This is a genomic window from Mycobacterium gordonae, from assembly GCF_002101675.1.
Classification (GTDB): Bacteria; Actinomycetota; Actinomycetes; order Mycobacteriales; family Mycobacteriaceae; genus Mycobacterium; species Mycobacterium gordonae.
The window spans coordinates 15,332-34,273 of sequence record NZ_LQOY01000210.1; the positions used below are offsets into that span (position 1 = coordinate 15,332).

The window sequence follows — 18,942 nt, forward strand, 5'->3', positions numbered from 1 at the left end:
GCACACCAGAATGGAGTCCAGGTGAAACAGCAGCGCACCGCGGCGATCGTCGGGGTGTACAACACCGTCCAGGGCCGGCGACTGGACGGCGAAACCTCCCGCGGCCTGGCCGTCAAAGCCATCAAGGGCGCACTCGACGACGCCGGCCTGCGACTGGACGACGTCGACGGGATCAGCGCCGGACCGCTGTCGACCGCACTGATTTACGATCTGCGGGTCGGGCCGGCCTGGCAGGGAATGGGATTCGGCGTCGGCATGGTCACCGAAGCGGCCACCGCGATCGAGCACGGCATGGCCGACGTGGTGGTGCTCGTCGCCGCGCAGGCCGGCGAATACCGCGACCACGAGGCCACCGCGCCGTGGACCCGTCCGGAGAACGAATTCGTGGCGCCCTGGGGCATGTTCACCACCGCGGAGTTCGCGCTCGTCGCCCGACGGCACATGCACGTCTACGGCACCACGCGCGAACAACTGTCGATGGTGGCGGCGACTATCCGCAACAACGGGTCGAACAACCCCGAAGCCGTTTACTACCAACGCGGCCCGTTCACCCCCGATGACATCACCGCGTCCCGACTGATCGCCGACCCGTTCCATCTTCTCGATTGCGCCACCACCTCGGAGGGCGGCTGCGCGCTGGTGGTCGCCAACATCGAGGCGGTGGAGACGTCCGGGCAGCCGATCTACATTTTGGGTAGCGGCGCCGACTTCCACGGCCCGTCTTACCAACACCCGCCGGCCTGGGATCTCGCGGGACGCCGCGGCGATCACGTCAACGGAGTCGTCGGCCGAAACGCGGCCGACCGCGCATTCGCACACGCCGGAATCCGGCGCAACGACGTCGATGTGCTGGAGCTCTACGATCCGTTCTCGTTCGAAATCATCCGGCAGCTGGAGGCCTTCAGGTTCTGCGGGGACGGCGAGGGCGGGCCGTTCGTCGCCGACGGTCACATCGCCATTGACGGCAGTCATCCGATCACGACGGACGGAGGAACCATGTCCTTCAGCCATGCCGGCGCCAACCCGCAGATGATGCAGCGCGCCGTTCGGGCGGTGCAACAGTTGCGCGGTGACGCCGGAACCCTGCAAGTGCCCGACGCGCATATCGCCTTGTGCAGCAACGGCGGTGCGGGTGCGCTGTTCACCACGGTCCTATTGCTCGGAGACGAGCCACGATGAGCCTGTTGCAACCACAGAGCGGCTCCGTGCCGCACGCCAGCAGCCCGGTCAGCGTGCCGTTCTGGGAGGGCTGTCGCTCGCATGAACTCCGCTATCAGCGCTGCTCGGAATGCGGCATCGCCAACTTCCCGCCCACAGAGCACTGCCGCCAATGCCTTTCGGGCTCGCTGGAATGGACCCGCAGCGCCGGAACAGGTGAAATCTACAGCTGGACCGTCGTGCATCGGCCGGTGACCGCCGATTTCACACCCCCCTACGCGCCCGCCATCGTGACCGTGGACGAGGGCTACCAGATGCTGACCAACATCGTCGGCATCGCCGCCGACGCTTTGGAAGTCAGCCTGCGCGTGCGGGTCGAGTTCCATTCCGTGGGAGAAGATTTGACGCTTCCGTACTTCACCGCGGCGCCATGAGCCCGCGGCGCATCACCGACGGTCTACCGGTGACTGCCTATCTGGTGCTCGGAGTGCTCGCGGCCACCGATGAGCAGCTGACCGCCGGCGAGATCAAAACGCGCGCAGAGCTATCCGTCGGCCACTTCTACTGGTCCCCGTCGGTCAGCCACGTACGGCGCGAACTACACCACCTGCTCGAGCGCGGGATGGTCAACGAAATCGATGCGCAGTCCGGTAAACGCGCCATCACGCTCTATGAGACGACCGACGTCGGCCTCCATGCGTTGCGCTGTTGGGTCCAGCAGTTCCCCGGTGAGGACCCGGTCGTCATCAAACACCCGGTCATTCTGCGCACCTGGCTGGCTCGCGGCGAGGACCCCGAGCGCGTCATCGACAACCTGGACCGGCACCTCGGGGCCACGAGAAGGCGGTTGGACGAGGCGCTGTGGTCACGACAACGATCCCGCGAGGTCGGTATCCTCGACGACCCCGACCAGCGTTACTCTTTCGCCGTCCTGGACTACGCCATCCGCGGTCTGTATGCCGAGCTTTCCAACATTGAGCAGTTGCGCGACGAGATCGCAGCGGGCACCACACGAGATCCCGCCGCCCGGGTCCGACGCCCCAAAGGCCAGATCCGGCGCCGCACCACGGGGCGCGAGCAGACGTGAAAGCGCCCATTTCGGTCCGAAATTGGGCGCTTTCACGTCTGCTCGCGCAAACCCTCAGGCACCCAGCATGGTCAGGCCGCCGTCCACCGCGATCAGCTGGCCGGTGATGAATCCGGAGCCCGGTCCGGCCAAAAAAACCAGCACCGGCCCCAAGTCGCGCGCCGGATCCCCGAGTGCCCCGCCGAGCGGAATCCTCGCCTTGAGCTGTTCGTCGATCAACGGCGCGGCGTCGGGCCCGAGAAACTCCCGGAACCGGTTGGAACCCGGTGTTTGTACCGCCGGCGCCAGGGCGTTGACGGTGATCTTGTCGGCGGCCCAGGCTTGGGCCGCCGAGCGTGTCCAGGCCTGCACCGCACCCTTGGTTGCGGCGTACACGGCCGACACCGGACTGCCCATGACGGCCTCCGACGAGCCGAAGTTGATGATGCGGCCGCCCTTGGGTTGCTGGTCCTTCATGACGGCATAGGCGGCCTGGTTGGTCAGGATCGTCGCCTTGACGTTGGTGTCCAGCAGGAATGAGATGTCTTCAGCGCCAATATATCCCGGAATGCCCGGCTGCCACAGGCCGGCGGCGTTGACCAGAACGTCGAGTCCGCCGAGGGCTTCGGCCGCGCCGGCGACCATGGCCGAGACCGCGTCGGCGTCGCGCACATCGCACTGCAGCCACGTGGCGGCCAGATCGTCGGGAGGCGGCGCCTGGTGGTAGGTGGCGGCGATCTGAGCGCCGGCCGAGGTGAGCACGGCGACCGCGGCAGCCCCGATACCCGTCGCCGCACCGGTCACGAGAATGCGTCTGCCCTGCAGAGCTGCGTCCGACATGATGAAACACTATCCGGTGGGATCACCGGCTTCGACGCGGGTGCGGCAGTATCGGTAGGCATGACCCTGTGGGACCAGCACACCTGCCTGCCGCTGCGGGTCGACGCCGCCGTAGACCCGTTGACCAGATACCGGCGTCGCGGCGGCGCTTTCGTGTCGGTCAACGCGGGGTATTCGCCGCACAGCTTCAGTGACACCACCGCGCTGTTACGGCACTTTCGAAGCGCGGTGGATGCCCACCCGGACCTGGAGCTGGCAGCCACCGCCGAGGAGGTGAGTGCCATTGCGGGCAAAGACCGCATCGCGGTGGTCTTCGACCTGGAAGACTCACGACCCCTCGACGACGATCTCGACAATCTCGCGGTACTGGCCGGCCTCGGGGTGAGGACGTTGCTGCCTACCTATAACCATGCCAACCGCGCCGGCAGCGGCTGCCTGGATGCGATCGACCGCGGGCTCACCGAGTGGGGACGCTCGATCGTCGCCGAGATGAACCGGGTGGGTATCGTCCCGGACGGATCGCACTGCAGCCCCCGCACGGGTCTGAATATGTGCGAGATATCGAACGGCCCAGTGATTTACAGCCACTCCTGCATGAGGGCGGTCTGGGACCATCCGCGCAACATCAGCGACGAACAGGCGCGGGCTTGCGCGGCCACCGGAGGAGTCGTCGGCATCACCGGTGTCGGCATCTTCCTCGGACCCAACACCCCCACGCTGGAAGCGATGACGCGACACCTGGAGTACGCGGTTGAGCTGGTCGGCATCGACCACGTGGGCGTCAGCAGCGATTTCTCGTTCGACTACGACGATTTCGTCGAGGAGGTGGCCCGCAACCCCCACCTGTTCGACGACAACTACACCCGGTGGGGAACGATCCAGTGGATGCCACCCGAGACGCTGTTAACGCTTGGTGTGCATCTGGACGAGCGTGGCTGGAGCTCCGCGGACATCGCGGCGGTCCTCGGCGGAAACTTCTATCGCGTCGCGCAAAGTGCCTGGAAGGCTTAGGCGGGCACCGCGACGGACGACAACAGCTCGGCAAGCCGATCCGGTCGATCCACCATCGAGAAGGTCCGTGCACCCTCGATGATCTCCAAGCGCGCGTTCGGGATCGTTGCGGCGAGCCGGCGTCCGTCTTCGACTTCGAAGAAGATGTCGTCAGCCGACCAGGCGATGAGCGTCGGCTTGTCGAATTCCGGGAGCCGGGCGGCGACGCCGGTGGTGACCTCGGTGCGCAGTGACAGCGAGAACTGGCGCAGATCCTCGGCGACGGCGGGGTCAGACAGCGCCGGCCGCACCCAGGTCTCGGTGAGAGCGTCAATGTCGTTGTGCGCCAGCCCTTCGTAGGCCCGCCGGCGCGCGACGGGTGCGCGCATGGCCTGAATCGCGGTGCGGAAGACCTTCTTCGACTTGGCCGCGAGGATAACCGGTTTGAGGATGGGTGGCGGAAAGTGTTCGAAGGCATCGCAACTGGTGAGCACCAGCGCACCGAGCCGGTCCGGGTGATGCACGGCGACGAGTTGGGTCACCACTCCGCCAGTGTCGTTGCCGACCAGCACCACGTCGGTAAGATCAAGGGCGGCAAGGAACTCGGCAACGATCGCCGCCACGCCGTCGATACTCCGGTCGGCCCCGGGGCGCAGCGGCGCGGAATGAGCGCCGAGTGGCCAGGTGGGGGCGATGCAGCGCAGCCCGCGACCGGGGAGCCGCTCGCTGACCTGGCGCCACAGTTGGCCGTCCATCATGTATCCGTGCACGAAGACCACTGGCCTGCCGTTTTCGGGTCCCGTTGCTTCGTAATGAATGGTTCCGGCGCTAATGTCGATCGTCGGCATGAACGGCTCCTAACAGAGAGGGATTTACAAACAGTCTGTCTGTTCGTAAGTTACCAACAGGTTGTATGGAAATCAAGAGACGCACCCAGGAGGAGCGCTCCGCGGCGACCCGTGAGGCGCTCATCTCGGCTGCCCGCAAGTTGTGGGGCCTGCGCGGGTACGCCGAGGTGGGCACCCCCGAGATCGCCACGGAGGCCGGTGTCACCCGGGGCGCGATGTATCACCAATTCACCGACAAGGCAGCGCTATTCCGCGATGTCGTGGAAGCGGTCGAGCTCGATGTGATGACCCGGATGGGCACGCTGGTGGCGTCGTCGGGTGCCGCCACCCCGGCGGACATGATTCGCGCGGCGGTCGACGCCTGGCTGGAGGTGTCCGGTGATCCGGAGGTACGCCAGTTGATCCTGTTGGACGCACCCGCCGTGCTCGGCTGGGCGGCCTTCCGCGACGTTGCCCAGCGGTACAGCCTCGGCATGACCGAGCAGTTGATCACCGAGGCGATCAAGGCGGGTCAGCTGGCGCGACTGCCGGTGCGCGCGTTGGCCACCGTGCTGATCGGCGCGCTCGACGAGGCGGCCATGGCGATCGCGACCGCCGAGGACCAGAAGCGGACCCGTAAGGAGGTTCGCCAGGTCCTGCACCGGCTCATCGACGGGATGCTCGAGGGGTAGCCGCGCTGAGTTGCGGATAGCGCCTACCCAGGTCTTCCAGGTACTGCGGCGCTGCAGCGGCGGCGACGTCTAAAAAGGCATGTACGGTCGGAGATTGGTCGGTGCTGCGCCACGCCAGGGCGAGTGGCCGATGGGGAAGCCGTCCCTGCAACGGTACGAATCGCACGCCGTTGCGGCTCAGGTTGATGAATGATGTTGGCAGCAAGGCGATTCCAGCCCCAGACGCGACCAGCGCGAGGATGGTCTGGATGCGCGGCACCTCATCGATCACCGGCGGTTCGATGTCATACATCCGGCACAGCTCAACGACATCGCCGTAGGTGGTGGCTGCGGCGGCCCGCGCCCAGAGGACCATCGGTTCATGAGCCAGGAGTCCCGGCTCGATTTGCTCCTGTTCGGCCAGTGGGTGATCCTCCCAGACGACCGCCGCGAGCGGATCGTCGATCAGCGGCTGGATGGTCAGCGAAGGTTCGTCGACCGGTCCACGCAGGACTCCGACATCGATGCGGTGGGAGACCAGTTGCGCAATCTGGTCGGTGCTGCTCGACTCGCTGAGTTCGAGCGTGACATCCGGGAACCGCCGGCGGTGTGCCCTCATGACGTAGGGCAGCACTCCGTCGACCGCCGCCTGCAGGGCGCCGATGCGTAGTTGACCGAGCTGACCGGTGGCGGCCCGGCGCGCAGCCGCGAACGCGCGCTCGGCGTGAGTGAGCGCCAGGCGGGCCTCGTCAAACAGGGCCCTCCCCGAATCGGTGAGCTCGATCGGCCGACGGGACCGGTCGATCAGCTCCGTGCCCAGCTGACGCTCCAGCTTCTGGATCTGTTGACTCAGCGGCGGCTGCGCGATGTGCAGGCGCTGCGCGGCCCGCCCGAAATGGCGCTCCTCGGCGACCGTCACGAAGTAGCGCAGTAGTCGCAGCTCCGGATCGCTCATATGTACAGCATATAAAGCGAGACCAGATATGTCTTAGACACAGATGATGGCGCCGCCTTACGGTTGCCCCAGCACAGCCAAGGAGGCACACCATGACCGCACTGATCGAGACGGAACGTGATCTCGTCGACCACTACTTCGACCAACCCTGGAGTGACGGGCTGCCCGTCGTCCCGCCTACCCCCGCGCGGGTCACCGAGGCGCTGGACGCGCTGGGCGGAGAAGCCGACGACCTCGTCGCCCGGATCCCACCGCGCTGGGGCAGCCTGACGCGCGAACTACTGGCCGTCAACATGGTGATGGCCGGCTGCAAACCTGAATACGCACCCGTGGTGCGGGCAGCGGTGCTCGCAATGGCCGACCCGCGCTTCAATCTCAACGGCATCCAGGCCACCACGCACGTGGTGTCACCGCTGATCGTCGTCAATGGTCCCATCGCGCGGCGGATCGGAATGAATTCCGGCGGTAACGTTTTCGGCTCCGGTAACCGCGCGAACGCGACCATCGGCCGCGCGGTGCGGCTGATTCTGCTCAGTGTCGGCGGCGGCATTCCCGGCCAGCTCGACAAAAGCACCCTCGGCCACCCGGGCAAGTACACCTTCTGCATCTCCGAGAACGAGGAAGCCAGCCCGTGGGCGCCCTATCACGTCGAACACGGCTATGCCCCGGACGACAGCACCGTGCTGGTGATCGGTGCCGAAGCCCCGCACAGCGTCACCAACCACATCTCCGACGACCCACAGGGAATTCTGGATTCGATCGCCTCGGCTATGAGCACCGTCGCCCACAACAACGCCGTCCTCGGCGGGTCCTGCACCGTCGTCATCGGGGTCGAGCATGCCCGGACGATCGCTTCCTTCGGCTGGTCGCGTGACGACGTGCGCCGCTACCTGTGGCTCAACGGCACCAACTCCTGGGACGACGTAAGTTATGGCGACCGCTACGCGCCCCCGGGCGGGCGGACCTACAACCGCAACCTGCCCAAGTGGTATCCCCGGCAGCCGGGCCGGCGGGTGCCGATTGTCTTCACCCCGGACGACATTCACCTATTCGTTGCCGGCGGATCGGCCGGTCGGTTCTCCGCCTTTCTGCCGGGCTGGAGCACCGCGACGACACCGGTGCTACGGGCAGTTGAAGACAACGTGCCCGGGGCGGGGGGCAATGCCCGCGAATTGGATTGCTCCGATGGCGCATGCCGGCTCTGACACTCGAGGAAGGAAACTGCGATGACCAACTTTGCCTATGACCCCTGCGGCGTCGTCGAGGTGGCGGCAATTCCCACCGCCCCTCGCCCGGGCCACACCAGGGGTCTGCGCCTGGCCGTGCTGAGCAATACCAAATGGAACGCCGCCAAACTGTTGCGTGCCACCGTGCGTGAACTGACCGATGGCGGAACGGTCTTCGCGAACATCACTTACTACGACAAGCACCACTTCTCCTCCGATGCCAGTCCTGAACTGATCGCGGCGATCGCCGCCGAGAACGACATCGCCCTCACGGCGATCGGCGACTGCGGCTCCTGCTGCTCCGCGTGCGTCAACGATGCGGTGCGGCTCGAGCAGGCCGGTGTACCGACCGTCGCGATCGTGACAACGGAATTCGAACTCGAGGCCCGCCTGCAACGGGAGGCCCGCGGCATGGCGGGGCTCGAACCCGCCGTCGCGACCCATCCGATCAGCAGTCTGACGCTGGAACAGCTCGACGGCCGTGCAAGCGAGATCGCACCGCAGGCGCGGCGCATCTGGTTCGGCGACGCCATCGCCGGCGAGGCCGCATGACCGAAAAGGGTGCGCTGTCATCGCTATTGGTAGCCGATTTTTCCCGGGTGCTGGCCGGGCCGTTCTGCACCATGACCCTCGGCGATCTCGGTGCTGAGATCGTGAAGGTCGAGCGACCCGGCGGCGACGACACGCGCGAATGGGGGCCGCCGTTCGTCGACGGCGAAAGCACCTACTATCTGGGCGTCAACCGCAACAAACGCAGCATTGTGCTCGACCTCGACCAGCCCGGAGACCGACGTATCGCAGCGGAACTCGCCACCCGCGCCGACGTGGTGGTGGAGAATTTCCGTCCTGGCACGATGGGCAGGTTCGGCCTCGACGAGCCCACCCTGCGCCGGCACAACCCGGGGCTGGTGTATTGCAGCATCACGGCATTCGGGACCGGCGCGGGACATCGACTGGCCGGCTACGACCTGCTGGTCCAAGCGCTCGGCGGCCTGATGAGCATCACCGGATTCGATGACGAACACCCGACCAAGGTCGGGGTGGCCCTGGTCGACGTGCTGGCGGGCCTGTTTGCGACGGTCGGCATCCTGGCGGCGCTACGTGAACGCGACCGGACGGGGCAGGGACAGCTGGTCGAGATCAACCTTATGTCTGCACTGCTGGCCGCACTGGCCAATCAAGCGTCCAGTTACGTTCTGGCCAAGGACATTCCACATGCAATGGGCAACGGGCACGCCAGCATCGCTCCCTACGACAGCTACGCGACCGGTGACGGGACCATCGTCCTGGCGGTGGGAAACGACAAGCAGTTCGACGCATTGTGCGACGCGCTGCTCATTCCAGGTCTGGCGCGAGACCCGCGGTTCCGTAGCAACGAACTGCGGGTGCGCAACCGGGGACCGTTGCGCGAGCACCTGGAGATCGCGTTGGCGTCCAACTCGGCCGGCTATTGGACGACAATGCTTCCCGCCCTGGGCATTCCGGCAGGCGCGGTCAACAACATCGGTCAGGCTTTCGCTTTGGCCGAACGGTTGGGGCTGCGTCCGATCCGCGACACTGGCGACGGTGACGGTCCCGGCCGCCAGGTCGCCAGCCCGATCACCCTGTCCGCGACGCCGGTGACCTACCGCACCAGGGCGCCCCGCCTCGGCGAGCACAGCGCCGAGATCCGCAACTTACTTCACCAACGCAATGGTCTGGCGCGCCAGCTCCGTGGCGATGGCACACGGGTCAGGAAACGGCTTTTCCACGAATTGGATTGACCATTCGAAGAAGTCGTCCTGGTATTGAATGGAGACGTCGCAGAGCCGGGTGCCAAGCCGGTCGGTGGCCGCGGCGATGTAGCCGCTGTGACCGTCGATGGTGATGTCGTTGACCGTGGTCCGGCTCAGGTCCTCATTCTTTCGTTCGCGACCGATGGGGCTGCCGCGAAACCAGCTGAACGAGAACCACGGGCCGCCGATGCTGCCGCTCACCAACCACTGACATCCGACCGCGTTGCGGGCGGTGACCACCAATCCCGAGACGCCGGTGAGCTGCGCGAGGGTTTGATCGCTGACGCCACCGCACTCGGGGAAGAACGGGCCGTGCTTCGCCTGTTTCGTGTTGGGCGCGGCCGTGGAGGACGGTGGCCCGCCGGCCCCGTGCGAGCCGCCGGCGCACGCGGCCAACAGCGGCAGCAAGGCCACCAGAACCGGGCACAGGACCGGTACCAGCAGGCGATCCCGAAACCCGCTCATCCGTCGAACACCGCGTTCATCCGCATCTTGAAGGCGTCGTCGAACCGGCGGTAGGTGCTGCGTAATGCGTTGCCCGGCCAGTGATCTTCGACGAGCTCAGCGGGCAGCAGCGGGTCGAGTTGAAGGTGCCGGACCACCGCGATCGACAGCGCGAACTCGTCGGTGAAGTGCTCGACCGAATTGTCGTGCCGGTTACCCTCGAGCGCGGTCCGCATCGCGTCGATGAGCGCCCTGGCGTCGTCGGCCCAGCCGTCGAGGGCGAACAACGACCGCATCTTGTCGGCAGTGATGTCGGTAGCCGCACCGTGGAAATGCGTGCACTGTCGGTCCAGGACCGCACGGGACGCCGAAAGGCGTTGCGGGTCAAGATTGTCCGGGCGTATCCAGACGCCTTCCCGAAAGTCGGCCAGGTGCAGGGCCATCGCTGCCTTGCGCAGTTCCAGCCGATCGGATGCGCTGCGCCGCTCCACCGAGACGATGGCAAGCTCCCACGTGCCGTCCCATTGTCTGACATCGTCGATTCGAGAAGCCTCGTCGACCCGCTGGCGGCGTTCGGCCAACCGGCCCGCGAGTGCGTAGCTGCCTTCGTCGGCAGTGAGTTCTCCGTTGCTGACCATCCGCCACAGGCAGGTGCGGGCGGCGCCGTCGCTGATGCCGAACAGGGACGCCAGTGCCACCAGATTCGACACCGGCAGCCGGGCCTCGTCAGAGCCCAACAATGCCGATGCGAGCACCGAACGTGCGCTGAGCGGTCGGTCACCGATCAGTTCGCGCACACGAGATCCGGACATGGCGGGCACCGATACATCTTCGCCGATCAGGCCCCATATCACTAAATTGTTGACGTGTGGCATTCAAACTGTGATACTGACCAACGTGGCCTCCCCGACGAAGCCGTTGGTTGCCGATGACGTCGAGATAGTTCGGCGAGTCCTGGCCCATATCGACGCCGGCACCACCGATGAGGGCGCCGCCTGGCGCGAACCGGTCGTAAACTATCTGGACGCAACGCGATTCGCCCAGGAGCTGAAGATGTTGCGGTCGATGCCAAGCGTCTTCGTACCGTCTGCGGCGATCCCGAACCCGGGGGACCACGTCGAACGGACGGCGTTCGGGGTGCCGCTGTTCGCGGTGCGCGGTCGGGACCGGCGCGCACGGGTCTTCCGGAATGCGTGCCGTCACAGAGGGTTCACGCTCGTCGAGGGCGCCGGATGTGCCCACGCCCTGGTGTGCCGCTACCACGGCTGGACCTACCGGCTGGACGGGTCACTCGCCCATGTCCCACACCAGGAGGCATTTCCCGATCTCGACCTGCCGGGCCGGGGGTTGATCGAGGTCGACAGCCATGAGGTGGACGGCCTGGTCGTCATTGACGCGCTGGATTCGCGTCCTGATCCGGACGACGACGCCCTGGCCTGGTTGACCGACGGAACTCCGTGGCGCGACAAGCTCGTGCCCGCGCAACGACTCGTGTATGTCGACGCCACGTTACGACCGATGAATTGGAAGGTCCTCGTCGAGCAGTTCCTGGAGGGCTACCACATCCGCTCGACGCACAAAGACACCTTCTTCCCGCTGCAGTACGACGACCTCAACGTGGTGGAGGTGTTCGGCCCGAATTCCCGTCTGACCTTCCCCTACCGCAACATTGAGCGGCTGCGTGACCGACCAGAGAGCACCTGGAGCACTGACGCCCGGGTGACATACCTGTATCAGCTTTTTCCCAACGTGATGCTGGCGACGTTCCCCGACCTGATGTTGATGATCGTGGTCGACCCGGTCGACATCGGGCACAGCATGGTCACCGTCTATTCGATGGTCCGGCCGGAGATGGCCGATCGATCGGAAAGCGATGTGGGTCAACCTAACCCGGCGGCCGCGGGCACGCTCATCGCGCGCGGAACCGTGGAGGATAACGAGATGTCAGAGGGCGTTCAGCGCGGCTTGAGTTCCGGGGCGAACGCTTTTGTCGAATTCGGCAGGCACGAGAGTGCGGCCGGGCATTTTCACGCGGTGCTCGACGAGCGCTTGGCGCGATCGACGCCGGCCATTACGGCGTCTTGAGGAAAATGTCGTTGAAGGTGACGGTGCGCAGATTGCGCGCGCGGATGATGTCGACCAGCTGCGGGTAGACGTGGGTGACGGGCAGGTGATTGAGGTGCCCGATCACGATCGACTGCGGCGTGAAGTACTGGTCGGCCATCTTCACGATGTATTCCTCGGTGATCAGCGTCGAGTCCGACAACGAGCCCGACCACAGGACCGGAACGCTGTAGCCCAGGTCGGCGGCCACCGCGTCGACGTCGGCGTTGTGCTTGGCATACGGTGGCCGCCAATAGGGTTTGGCGCCGACACCGTACGTCTTCTTCAAGAAATCGTCGTTGCGCATCAGCTGCTTGGCGATCTCGCCCTTGGACAGCGTCGTCAAATCGGGGTGTGACCAGGTGTGGTTGCCGAGTTCGATCTGCCCGGATTCGACCAACGGCCGGAGCAACGCCAGATTATCGGTCCAGGAGTCGTAGGTGCCGTTGACGAAGTACGTCAACCGGATACCGGTGTCCTTGGCGAACTGCGTGTAAGCCCGCACCACCTCGCTGTTGGTCCCGTCGTCGACGGTCAGCGCCAGCAGGTCACCACTGCCCGGGAGCTGGCTGAGCACGCCGCCGCCGGGCAGCCGTACGCGTGCGCTCGGCGGTGGCGGCGGCAGCAGTCCCGCGACGGTCGGCCCGGCAGGTGGCGCGGCGGCAGCGGCATCGGCCGCCGGGGCCTGCGCGAATGTCTGCGTGCGCGGATCCACCATGCATCGAGCCAGACCTACGCCCGCGACGGTGGTGACGGCGAGGGATCCAAGGAAACGGCGGCGGCTCAGCTCTGACATTCGAGGGCCGCAATCGATCTCCGGGTGCGCCAGGAACCTTGCGGACCCGCACCCGGGCCGCAAAACCGCTCCACCAGCAACGACACCACAGCAGCGAACCGTACCATGACCTGCGCGGACATCTCCGGCGCAACGCCCCAGCAGCGCCGAAGTGTTGCGGCAATCACAAATCAGCAGTAGCCGATGCCGATGTCGACCGACAGCTGCGTTCCGGTTACGAACTTGGATTGATCGGATGCCAGCCAGGCGACGGCATCGGCGATGTCCTCGGGCTGGGCGATGCCCTCGGGTAACAGCGGCTTATGCATGTCACGCAGGTGCGGGTGGGTGTCGGCGGCCGATTCCATGGCTTCGCGCATCCGGCCGGTACCCATCGGGGTGGCAACTGCTCCCGGATTGAGGCTGTTCACCCGAATGTTGTGCCGGCCGAGTTCGGCGGCGAACCCGCGTGCCATGCCGACGACGGCGTGCTTACTGGCGGTGTAGTGGATCATGAACGACTGCATCCTGATCCCTGCGGCCGATCCGATCAGGATGATCGAGCCCCCGCGGCCACCGTCGATGATGGGATGGGCGCCGGCCATCACGGTGTTCCAGGTGCCGAGGACGTTGGTGTCGATGGTGTCCCGGAATGCTTGAGCGGTGATCTGATCCCAGGCCGCGGGATTGCAGATGCCCGCATTGGCGACGATGACGTCGAGACGGCCGAGTTCACCCACCCCGCGGTCCACGGCGGTCGTCAGCGCGTCCAGGTCGCGCACGTCGACCGCCGACGTCACGACCCGCCGGCCATTGGCCTGGACGAGCCGCGCGGTCTCGGCGAGGTCGTCAGGCGTCGGCGAGTCATAGGGAACGCTGGACGGCAGCGGGCCGGCGAGGTCGAGGGCGATGACGTCGGCGCCGTCAGCGCTCAGTCGCACGGCGTGCGCCCGCCCCTGCCCCCGTGCGGCGCCGGTGATCAACGCGACGCGTCCGTCCAGTGGCTTAGTCATCGGTCTCCCTGCGCGGTCGTGCTCCCTCGACGGGTCCGACGATAGGCTGGCAGCATGACTGTCATTGTTGTCGACAGGGGGCCCCGAAGGGTCAGTCGCAGGGTGGAGGTGGCCGCGCCGGCATCGGAGTTGTTCGCGATGGCCGCTGACCCCCGGCGGCACCGTGAACTAGATGGCTCGGGCACGGTGCAGGCCAACGTCAAGGCCCCGGCTCAGCTCGCCGAAGGTTCGAAGTTCTCCACGAACATGAAGATGTTCGCCCTGCCTTACCGCATCACCAGCACAGTGACCGCGTTCAAGCCCGACGAGCTGATCGAGTGGCGGCACCCGCTGGGCCACCGGTGGCGGTGGGAATTCCAGGCGCTGTCGCCCACCCTCACTCAGGTCACCGAGACCTTCGACTACCACGACGCCGGGACGCTGAAGAAGAAGCTCAAGTACTACGAGCGGATGGGTTTCGCCAAGGCGAACGCGTCCGGTATCGAAGCGACGCTGGCCAAGCTGCGCGACCGCTACGCGACGCGGTGATTCATGCCGCCGGATCGGCGGCATCCCAGGGCACCACGCCGGAAACCCAGTGCGAGAGCTGTTCGACCTGGTCATTGCGGTGCAGGTGCCGCGGCGGCGTGGCGAACGTCGAGTAGGGACGGCACCGGATCACCACGCGATTCTCGCGGTCGCACATTGCCTCGATCGACGGGCGCGCCTCGGGCCCGAGAGGCTGGCCCGACATCCGTCCGGCCACCGCCATCATCACGTCGACCGCCAGGTCGCGGTCCGCATCCAACGTCGCGTCGGTGTAGACCTGCAGATAGGTGAAAGGCCAGCGCTCGTCCAGCACGCACAGGCTGATCTTGTTGTCGCGCTCGATGATTCGGGCCTTGCCGCGACCGGCCATGGTGGAAACGAGCAGTTCGCCGCCGTCGGTGGGGATGTAATAGACGATCGACATCGCCGGTCCGTCGTTGCGCCTGCGGTAGCCGAACACCGCCGTGCGGTGTGTGCGGACGAATTCGCGTCGCTCCGAGGGGAGCATGTCGCGGTCGGTGGGAGCCGTGAAGGGCTCGGCTGCGAGGGGGAGAAGCATCCTGAAACGTCCTACATGGCAGGGGCGTTGACCCGCGGACTATTTATGGATACAGTGTGTCCATAAATACTGGCGATGTCAACCCTGCTCGAGCTCGGTCCCGGGGACGCCCGGCGCTGCCTCTGGACCGGATCGTCGGCGTGGCCCTCGAACTCGTCGACGAAGAAGGCGCCGAGGCGCTGTCCATGCGGTCACTGGCCCAGCGCCTGGGCTCGGGCACGGCGACGCTGTACCGGCACTTCGCCAACCGGGCCGAACTGGTGGCCATGGTGGTGGACCGGATGCTCGGCGAGGTGGTGATCGATCGCGCCCCCGGGCTGCCGTGGGACGAGGCGTGTATTGCGTTCGGGCACGCCATGTTTGACGCCCTTGGGCGGCATGGCAACGCCGCGCCGTTGCTGCTCGGACATGTCCCGGTGGGGCCGAATGCCATGGCTCAGCGGGAGTTCTTGCTCAGCTTGTTACTGGGCAACGGGTTCTCCGCGGAGTCCGCAGCGCGTACCTACGCCACCCTCTCGCGCTACGTCCTGGGCTTCGCCATGCAGGTGCGGGCGTCGGCTGCGTCCGAGGAACAGGATGCCGCGGCGGCTGAGGCGTTCGGCCGCCTCGATCCCGCGACGTATCCGGCGACCGCCGCGGTCGCCGGATACTTGCCGGTGCCGCTGGCCGATGAGTTCAGCTTCGGCCTGCGGCTCATCTGCGCAGGGTTGGCCCGTCGGTCCTGATCCGTCAGTTGCCGAAGCCGGACGGTGCGGGCGCCGGCGCAGGGGCGCCGCTGCCCAGTCGCGCGGCAGCGAAAGCGGCGCCCTGGTCGATCATCGCCCCGTCATCAGCGTAGGAGTTGTGCGCGGCGAAGTTCATTCCCTGCGAGCACACCGGGTCGTCAGGCGCGCAGATCTTGAGGGTCTTCGCCTGGTAGAGCGGACCGATCGCCACCTGCGGCTGACCCAGGAATTCCATCGCTCGCGTGTTGGGCGTCCCGAACAGGACCACGGATGAAACATGTTCGGCCACAGCCGGATCCAGCGGCTTGGGCACAGTCGCGGGGTCGACGCCGTCCGGAACTCTGGCGGAGGTGACGAAGCCCATGACCGCGGCGCCCTGCGAGAAGCCGGAGAGCACCATCTTGGTCTTGGGGCAGGCGCCCGCCATCGAGTTGACGTGCGCGCCGGCGTCCCGGATTCCGTCGACCCCGGTAGCCCACTCCTCGCTGGCCGGGTAGTTGACGGAGTACACGCCCATGGACTGCGTGCCGATCCGCGGGCGCAGGGCGTCGACGAATGCCTGTCCGGTGGCGCCGAGGCCTTCCTCACCGGTACCCCTGGCGTACACCACCTCCACATCGGGGCACGGCTCAGCCGACGCAACGGGCGTGGCGAAGGGCAGGACGAGGGCGCTGAAACCCGCAGCCGCGGCTGCTGCGGAACCGAGAAAACGGGTGATCATGCCGCTTATTTTGCCCCGAGTATCCGGTATCCAAACCACCGCAAGCGTATTATTACTGTGAATTTTCACAGCATGGGTTCAAGCGGATTTCCCATGGTGTAGGGCCCGAACCGTTTCACACGTTCGGGAGCACTTCGTCGACCAAGCGGTGCAGACTGGCCCACCCCTCGTCGATCGGCAGACCGCCGACCAAGGGGTTCATCACGATGTCTTTTCGGCCGCCATGGATCTGCGCGAGCAACTGGTCCGGAGTGAGGATCTCCACGTTGTTGAGCCGCCGCAGATCGGCAACCGACGCCGCCGGCGCCTCGTTCGGCCGGGGAACCCCGTCCCGTTTCCAGCCGGAGTACTCGACAGCCTCGTTCATGATGAACTCGCCGTAGCGGGACCAGGCCTCGTCCGGGTCCGGATGCAGCAAGGTGACCGTGCTGCCGTTCTCGGGGTAGTAGGCGAAGCCCGTCTTGCCGTGCTTGCGCAACTCGTCGGTATAGACGGTCACCAACTCGGGCATGGCCATCGGCGGCGAGAACGGCAACCCGAAACGCGCCGCCCGGCGCGCCGCGGCCACGGTCATCCCGCCGACGAAGAAGAACGGGTGCGGACGGGTGTGCGGCTTGGGCGTGACATTGACGACGGCGCCGTCGTACTCGAAGGGCTCGTCACCCCACGCCTTCAACAGCACCGAGAGACAGCGGTCCATCAAGGCGCCGCGCCGCGACCACTCTTTGCCGACCGCACGGTATTCCTCAGGGCGATAACCCATTCCGGCCACGAAACTGAACCGGCCCTGGGCCAGGTTGTCGAGCACCGCGATGTCTTCGGCGAGCCTGATCGGATCGTAGAGCGGGACGATGAGCGCGTTGATGCTGATGCGGATGCGACGGGTCCGTCCCGCCACCGCGGCCGCCAGCAACAACGGTGACGGGAGCCAACCGGTGGCGGCCAGGTGGTGTTCCTCGCCGCTGATCGCCGTCAAGCCGCTGTGGTCGGCGAATTCCGCCATCTCCAGTGCGGCGCGGTAGCGATCACCATGGGGCGCGGCCGGATTCGCGACATTGGTCATGTTCAGCCGCAGCGCGGTAAGCAGTTCCGTCATCAGCTGCCGGGTTTCGGGCGCGCGAACAGGGTCCCCCTGATCATCCGCTTGGCGGCGCTCAGCGTGGCGTCATAGGACTCCCGGGAGCTGCGCGCCGCCGGTTCCGTCAGGCCGCGGGTCAGTGCGCAGATGGCATCGATGGCGGCCGCGGTGTTGGTGGCCGGTGAGAGCGCGCCGCGACTGTGCGCATTCTCGACGATCTCGGTGACGACGTCGCGCAGCGCCTTCGAGCCGGGATATTGTCCGCCGCTCAGCACCGACTGAGTGGTACTGCCGGAGCGCACGGCGCGTAGGAAAGCGGCCAGGTGGGGATAGTCGCGCATCAGCCGCTTCGATTCGTCCAGCACGGCATCAAGCTGGTCGGCGACGTCATCAGAGCCCTCGACGGCAGCACGCAGTCGGGGCAGGACGATGTTCTCGATCTCCTCACTGGTCGCCTTGAGCAGTTCGGCCTTGTTCGGGAAATAGTGGTAAAGGCTGCCGCTGGTCATGTCTGCGGCCCGGGCGATCTCCCGGATCGTCGTCTGCGAATAGCCGACCTCAGCCACGCACCGCATCGCCGCAGCCATGATCCGGTGGCGGGTCTGCTCACCGTCTGCGCCCACCGGACGGCCGAGCTGAGTTCCCGGCGGCGACGGATCGGACAGGGAAGAACTGACTGTCACGCCGTATTGCCCCCATCGAGAATCGCCGAAAATCGCCTACCGACCGCGACCGGCGGCCGCAGGAACTAATTGATCGGTCGAATATATTCGACCACGACACCGACCCCACCTCTTGAGGTGGACAGCTACACGAGTGAGGACACGGCTCACCATGGCCGGAACCCAGCTGGGCCGCCCTGTCGGCGCAAGTGGCGAGGAGACTCGCCGCCGGATCATCGGCGCGACGATGCGCTGCGTGGCGCAGGTCGGTTACTCCCGGGCCACGATTCGTGAGATCGCCCGGACGGCCAACGTCACCAGCGCTAGTCTCTACAACTACTTTCCGAACAAGGCCGAACTGCTCGAAGCCACGGTCAGAGACCGGGCCGACACGGCCGTTCCCCGGCTGCGCAAGGCGGCCGCCGGTCCGGGTCCTGCCGTCGACCGGATCGAGGCCGTGCTGGACGAATGCGGCGCCTTGATGCGTGAGTACCCCGATCTGGCGGCATTTGAGTGGGCGATCCGGGCGGAGCACTTCGCGAAGTTCGGCGGGGAAGCCCGGTTCGAGCGGTTCCGCGAGATCATCGAGGGCCTGGTTGAGCAGGCCTGCCGCAACGGTGAGCTCGGAGCTCAGCCCGACCCGCGCGCCACCGAGGAAGCGATCTACGCGCTCATCTATGGCCTGACGGAGCTGGCCGCGACGCTGCCGGCCGATGACTACCAGGCGGCCTTGAATGCGGCCAAAGTAATGGTCAGGGGGGAACTCTTCGCCCCGGGAAGCTAGCATCTGCTTGATGCGATCAAGCGATCGATTATCCAGGCGGGC

The 18,942-nt window shown here is 66.2% G+C and carries 22 protein-coding genes and 1 pseudogene; 12 read left to right on the forward strand and 11 right to left on the reverse strand.

What is annotated here, in order from left to right; all coding sequences use genetic code 11:
* The first annotated feature begins 21 nt into the window (after positions 1–21).
* Genes AWC08_RS26800 through AWC08_RS26810 form a run of 3 tightly spaced genes read left to right on the forward strand, consistent with a single transcriptional unit; the run spans position 22 to position 2,245 of the window.
* A complete protein-coding gene (locus AWC08_RS26800; RefSeq protein WP_065136456.1) occupies positions 22–1,179 on the forward strand; it encodes a thiolase family protein in 1,158 nt (385 codons plus the stop codon).
* Entirely contained in the window at positions 1,176–1,592 is a 417-nt protein-coding gene (locus tag AWC08_RS26805; protein ID WP_065136455.1) for a Zn-ribbon domain-containing OB-fold protein, read from the forward strand. Before AWC08_RS26800 ends, AWC08_RS26805 begins: the two co-directional genes overlap by 4 nt.
* A complete protein-coding gene (locus tag AWC08_RS26810) occupies positions 1,589–2,245 on the forward strand; it encodes a hypothetical protein (protein ID WP_065136454.1) in 657 nt (218 codons plus the stop codon). Before AWC08_RS26805 ends, AWC08_RS26810 begins: the two co-directional genes overlap by 4 nt.
* A 54-nt stretch (positions 2,246–2,299) precedes the next feature.
* Here the strand turns inward: AWC08_RS26810 and AWC08_RS26815 are convergent, their stop codons facing one another.
* Positions 2,300–3,064 carry an SDR family NAD(P)-dependent oxidoreductase gene (locus tag AWC08_RS26815; RefSeq protein WP_065136453.1) on the reverse strand — a complete coding sequence of 255 codons (765 nt, stop codon included), beginning with the start codon at positions 3,062–3,064 and terminating at the stop codon, positions 2,300–2,302.
* A gap of 60 nt (positions 3,065–3,124) precedes the next feature.
* Here AWC08_RS26815 and AWC08_RS26820 point away from each other — a divergent pair, with 60 nt between their 5' ends.
* Positions 3,125–4,075 carry a dipeptidase gene (locus tag AWC08_RS26820; RefSeq protein WP_065136452.1) on the forward strand — a complete coding sequence of 317 codons (951 nt, stop codon included), beginning with the start codon at positions 3,125–3,127 and terminating at the stop codon, positions 4,073–4,075.
* On the opposite strand, the gene AWC08_RS26825 is transcribed toward AWC08_RS26820, so the two are convergent.
* Positions 4,072–4,902 carry an alpha/beta fold hydrolase gene (locus AWC08_RS26825; protein WP_085088457.1) on the reverse strand — a complete coding sequence of 277 codons (831 nt, stop codon included), beginning with the start codon at positions 4,900–4,902 and terminating at the stop codon, positions 4,072–4,074. The genes AWC08_RS26820 and AWC08_RS26825 overlap by 4 nt on opposite strands.
* Positions 4,903–4,967: 65 nt before the next feature.
* On the opposite strand from AWC08_RS26825, the gene AWC08_RS26830 reads away from it, so the two are divergent.
* Positions 4,968–5,573, forward strand: coding sequence for a TetR/AcrR family transcriptional regulator (locus AWC08_RS26830; RefSeq protein WP_065136450.1), 606 nt, complete (start codon positions 4,968–4,970; stop codon positions 5,571–5,573).
* Here AWC08_RS26830 and AWC08_RS26835 read toward each other — a convergent pair.
* Positions 5,548–6,507, reverse strand: coding sequence for a LysR family transcriptional regulator (locus AWC08_RS26835; protein WP_065136449.1), 960 nt, complete (start codon positions 6,505–6,507; stop codon positions 5,548–5,550). The genes AWC08_RS26830 and AWC08_RS26835 overlap by 26 nt on opposite strands.
* A gap of 92 nt (positions 6,508–6,599) precedes the next feature.
* On the opposite strand from AWC08_RS26835, the gene AWC08_RS26840 reads away from it, so the two are divergent.
* The 3 genes and pseudogenes from AWC08_RS26840 to AWC08_RS26850 all read left to right on the forward strand — a co-directional run.
* Positions 6,600–7,712, forward strand: coding sequence for a hypothetical protein (locus tag AWC08_RS26840; protein ID WP_065136448.1), 1,113 nt, complete (start codon positions 6,600–6,602; stop codon positions 7,710–7,712).
* Positions 7,713–7,733: 21 nt separating this feature from the next.
* Entirely contained in the window at positions 7,734–8,285 is a 552-nt protein-coding gene (locus AWC08_RS26845; protein WP_065136447.1) for a UGSC family (seleno)protein, read from the forward strand.
* A pseudogene (locus tag AWC08_RS26850) lies at positions 8,282–9,397 on the forward strand (CaiB/BaiF CoA transferase family protein); the annotation flags it as partial. The gene AWC08_RS26845 and the pseudogene AWC08_RS26850, both read left to right, overlap by 4 nt.
* 12 nt (positions 9,398–9,409) lie before the next feature.
* Here AWC08_RS26850 and AWC08_RS26855 read toward each other — a convergent pair.
* Both AWC08_RS26855 and AWC08_RS26860 read right to left on the reverse strand, forming a co-directional pair.
* Positions 9,410–9,973, reverse strand: a complete 564-nt coding sequence (locus AWC08_RS26855; RefSeq protein ID WP_065136445.1) for a DUF3558 domain-containing protein — start codon at positions 9,971–9,973, stop codon at positions 9,410–9,412.
* A complete protein-coding gene (locus AWC08_RS26860) occupies positions 9,970–10,764 on the reverse strand; it encodes a PaaX family transcriptional regulator C-terminal domain-containing protein (protein ID WP_065136471.1) in 795 nt (264 codons plus the stop codon). Before AWC08_RS26860 ends, AWC08_RS26855 begins: the two co-directional genes overlap by 4 nt.
* Before the next feature lie 70 nt (positions 10,765–10,834).
* Between AWC08_RS26860 and AWC08_RS26865 the strand changes: the two genes are divergently transcribed.
* The gene (locus AWC08_RS26865) at positions 10,835–12,037 is read left to right on the forward strand and encodes an aromatic ring-hydroxylating oxygenase subunit alpha (RefSeq protein ID WP_065136444.1); all 1,203 of its coding nucleotides are present in this window, start codon (positions 10,835–10,837) and stop codon (positions 12,035–12,037) included.
* Here AWC08_RS26865 and AWC08_RS26870 read toward each other — a convergent pair.
* Positions 12,024–12,842 (reverse strand): polysaccharide deacetylase family protein, encoded by an 819-nt coding sequence (locus AWC08_RS26870; protein WP_065136470.1) that lies wholly within the window; start codon positions 12,840–12,842, stop codon positions 12,024–12,026. The two genes, AWC08_RS26865 and AWC08_RS26870, sit on opposite strands and share 14 nt — an antisense overlap.
* A gap of 179 nt (positions 12,843–13,021) precedes the next feature.
* A complete protein-coding gene (locus AWC08_RS26875) occupies positions 13,022–13,843 on the reverse strand; it encodes a mycofactocin-coupled SDR family oxidoreductase (protein WP_069434504.1) in 822 nt (273 codons plus the stop codon).
* 54 nt (positions 13,844–13,897) lie between these two features.
* Between AWC08_RS26875 and AWC08_RS26880 the strand changes: the two genes are divergently transcribed.
* On the forward strand, positions 13,898–14,371 hold the full coding sequence (locus AWC08_RS26880; protein WP_069434503.1) for an SRPBCC family protein: 474 nt from the start codon (positions 13,898–13,900) through the stop codon (positions 14,369–14,371).
* 1 nt (position 14,372) lies between these two features.
* Here AWC08_RS26880 and AWC08_RS26885 read toward each other — a convergent pair whose 3' ends face one another.
* A complete protein-coding gene (locus AWC08_RS26885; RefSeq protein ID WP_065136442.1) occupies positions 14,373–14,930 on the reverse strand; it encodes a pyridoxamine 5'-phosphate oxidase family protein in 558 nt (185 codons plus the stop codon).
* A 122-nt stretch (positions 14,931–15,052) separates the two neighbouring features.
* Here AWC08_RS26885 and AWC08_RS26890 point away from each other — a divergent pair, with 122 nt between their 5' ends.
* Positions 15,053–15,655, forward strand: a complete 603-nt coding sequence (locus AWC08_RS26890) for a TetR/AcrR family transcriptional regulator (RefSeq protein WP_069434507.1) — start codon at positions 15,053–15,055, stop codon at positions 15,653–15,655.
* Positions 15,656–15,659: 4 nt separating this feature from the next.
* Here the strand turns inward: AWC08_RS26890 and AWC08_RS26895 are convergent, their stop codons facing one another.
* The 3 genes from AWC08_RS26895 to AWC08_RS26905 all read right to left on the reverse strand — a co-directional run bounded on the left by AWC08_RS26895 (position 15,660) and on the right by AWC08_RS26905 (position 18,137).
* Positions 15,660–16,376 (reverse strand): cutinase family protein, encoded by a 717-nt coding sequence (locus AWC08_RS26895; RefSeq protein WP_065136441.1) that lies wholly within the window; start codon positions 16,374–16,376, stop codon positions 15,660–15,662.
* 115 nt (positions 16,377–16,491) lie between these two features.
* A complete protein-coding gene (locus AWC08_RS26900; protein WP_065136440.1) occupies positions 16,492–17,472 on the reverse strand; it encodes an LLM class flavin-dependent oxidoreductase in 981 nt (326 codons plus the stop codon).
* Positions 17,472–18,137 carry a TetR/AcrR family transcriptional regulator gene (locus AWC08_RS26905; protein WP_232008012.1) on the reverse strand — a complete coding sequence of 222 codons (666 nt, stop codon included), beginning with the start codon at positions 18,135–18,137 and terminating at the stop codon, positions 17,472–17,474. The genes AWC08_RS26900 and AWC08_RS26905 overlap by 1 nt, the downstream gene beginning before the upstream one ends.
* Before the next feature lie 151 nt (positions 18,138–18,288).
* Here AWC08_RS26905 and AWC08_RS26910 point away from each other — a divergent pair, with 151 nt between their 5' ends.
* Positions 18,289–18,900 carry a TetR/AcrR family transcriptional regulator gene (locus tag AWC08_RS26910; protein ID WP_069434502.1) on the forward strand — a complete coding sequence of 204 codons (612 nt, stop codon included), beginning with the start codon at positions 18,289–18,291 and terminating at the stop codon, positions 18,898–18,900.
* The last annotated feature ends 42 nt before the right edge of the window (positions 18,901–18,942 follow it).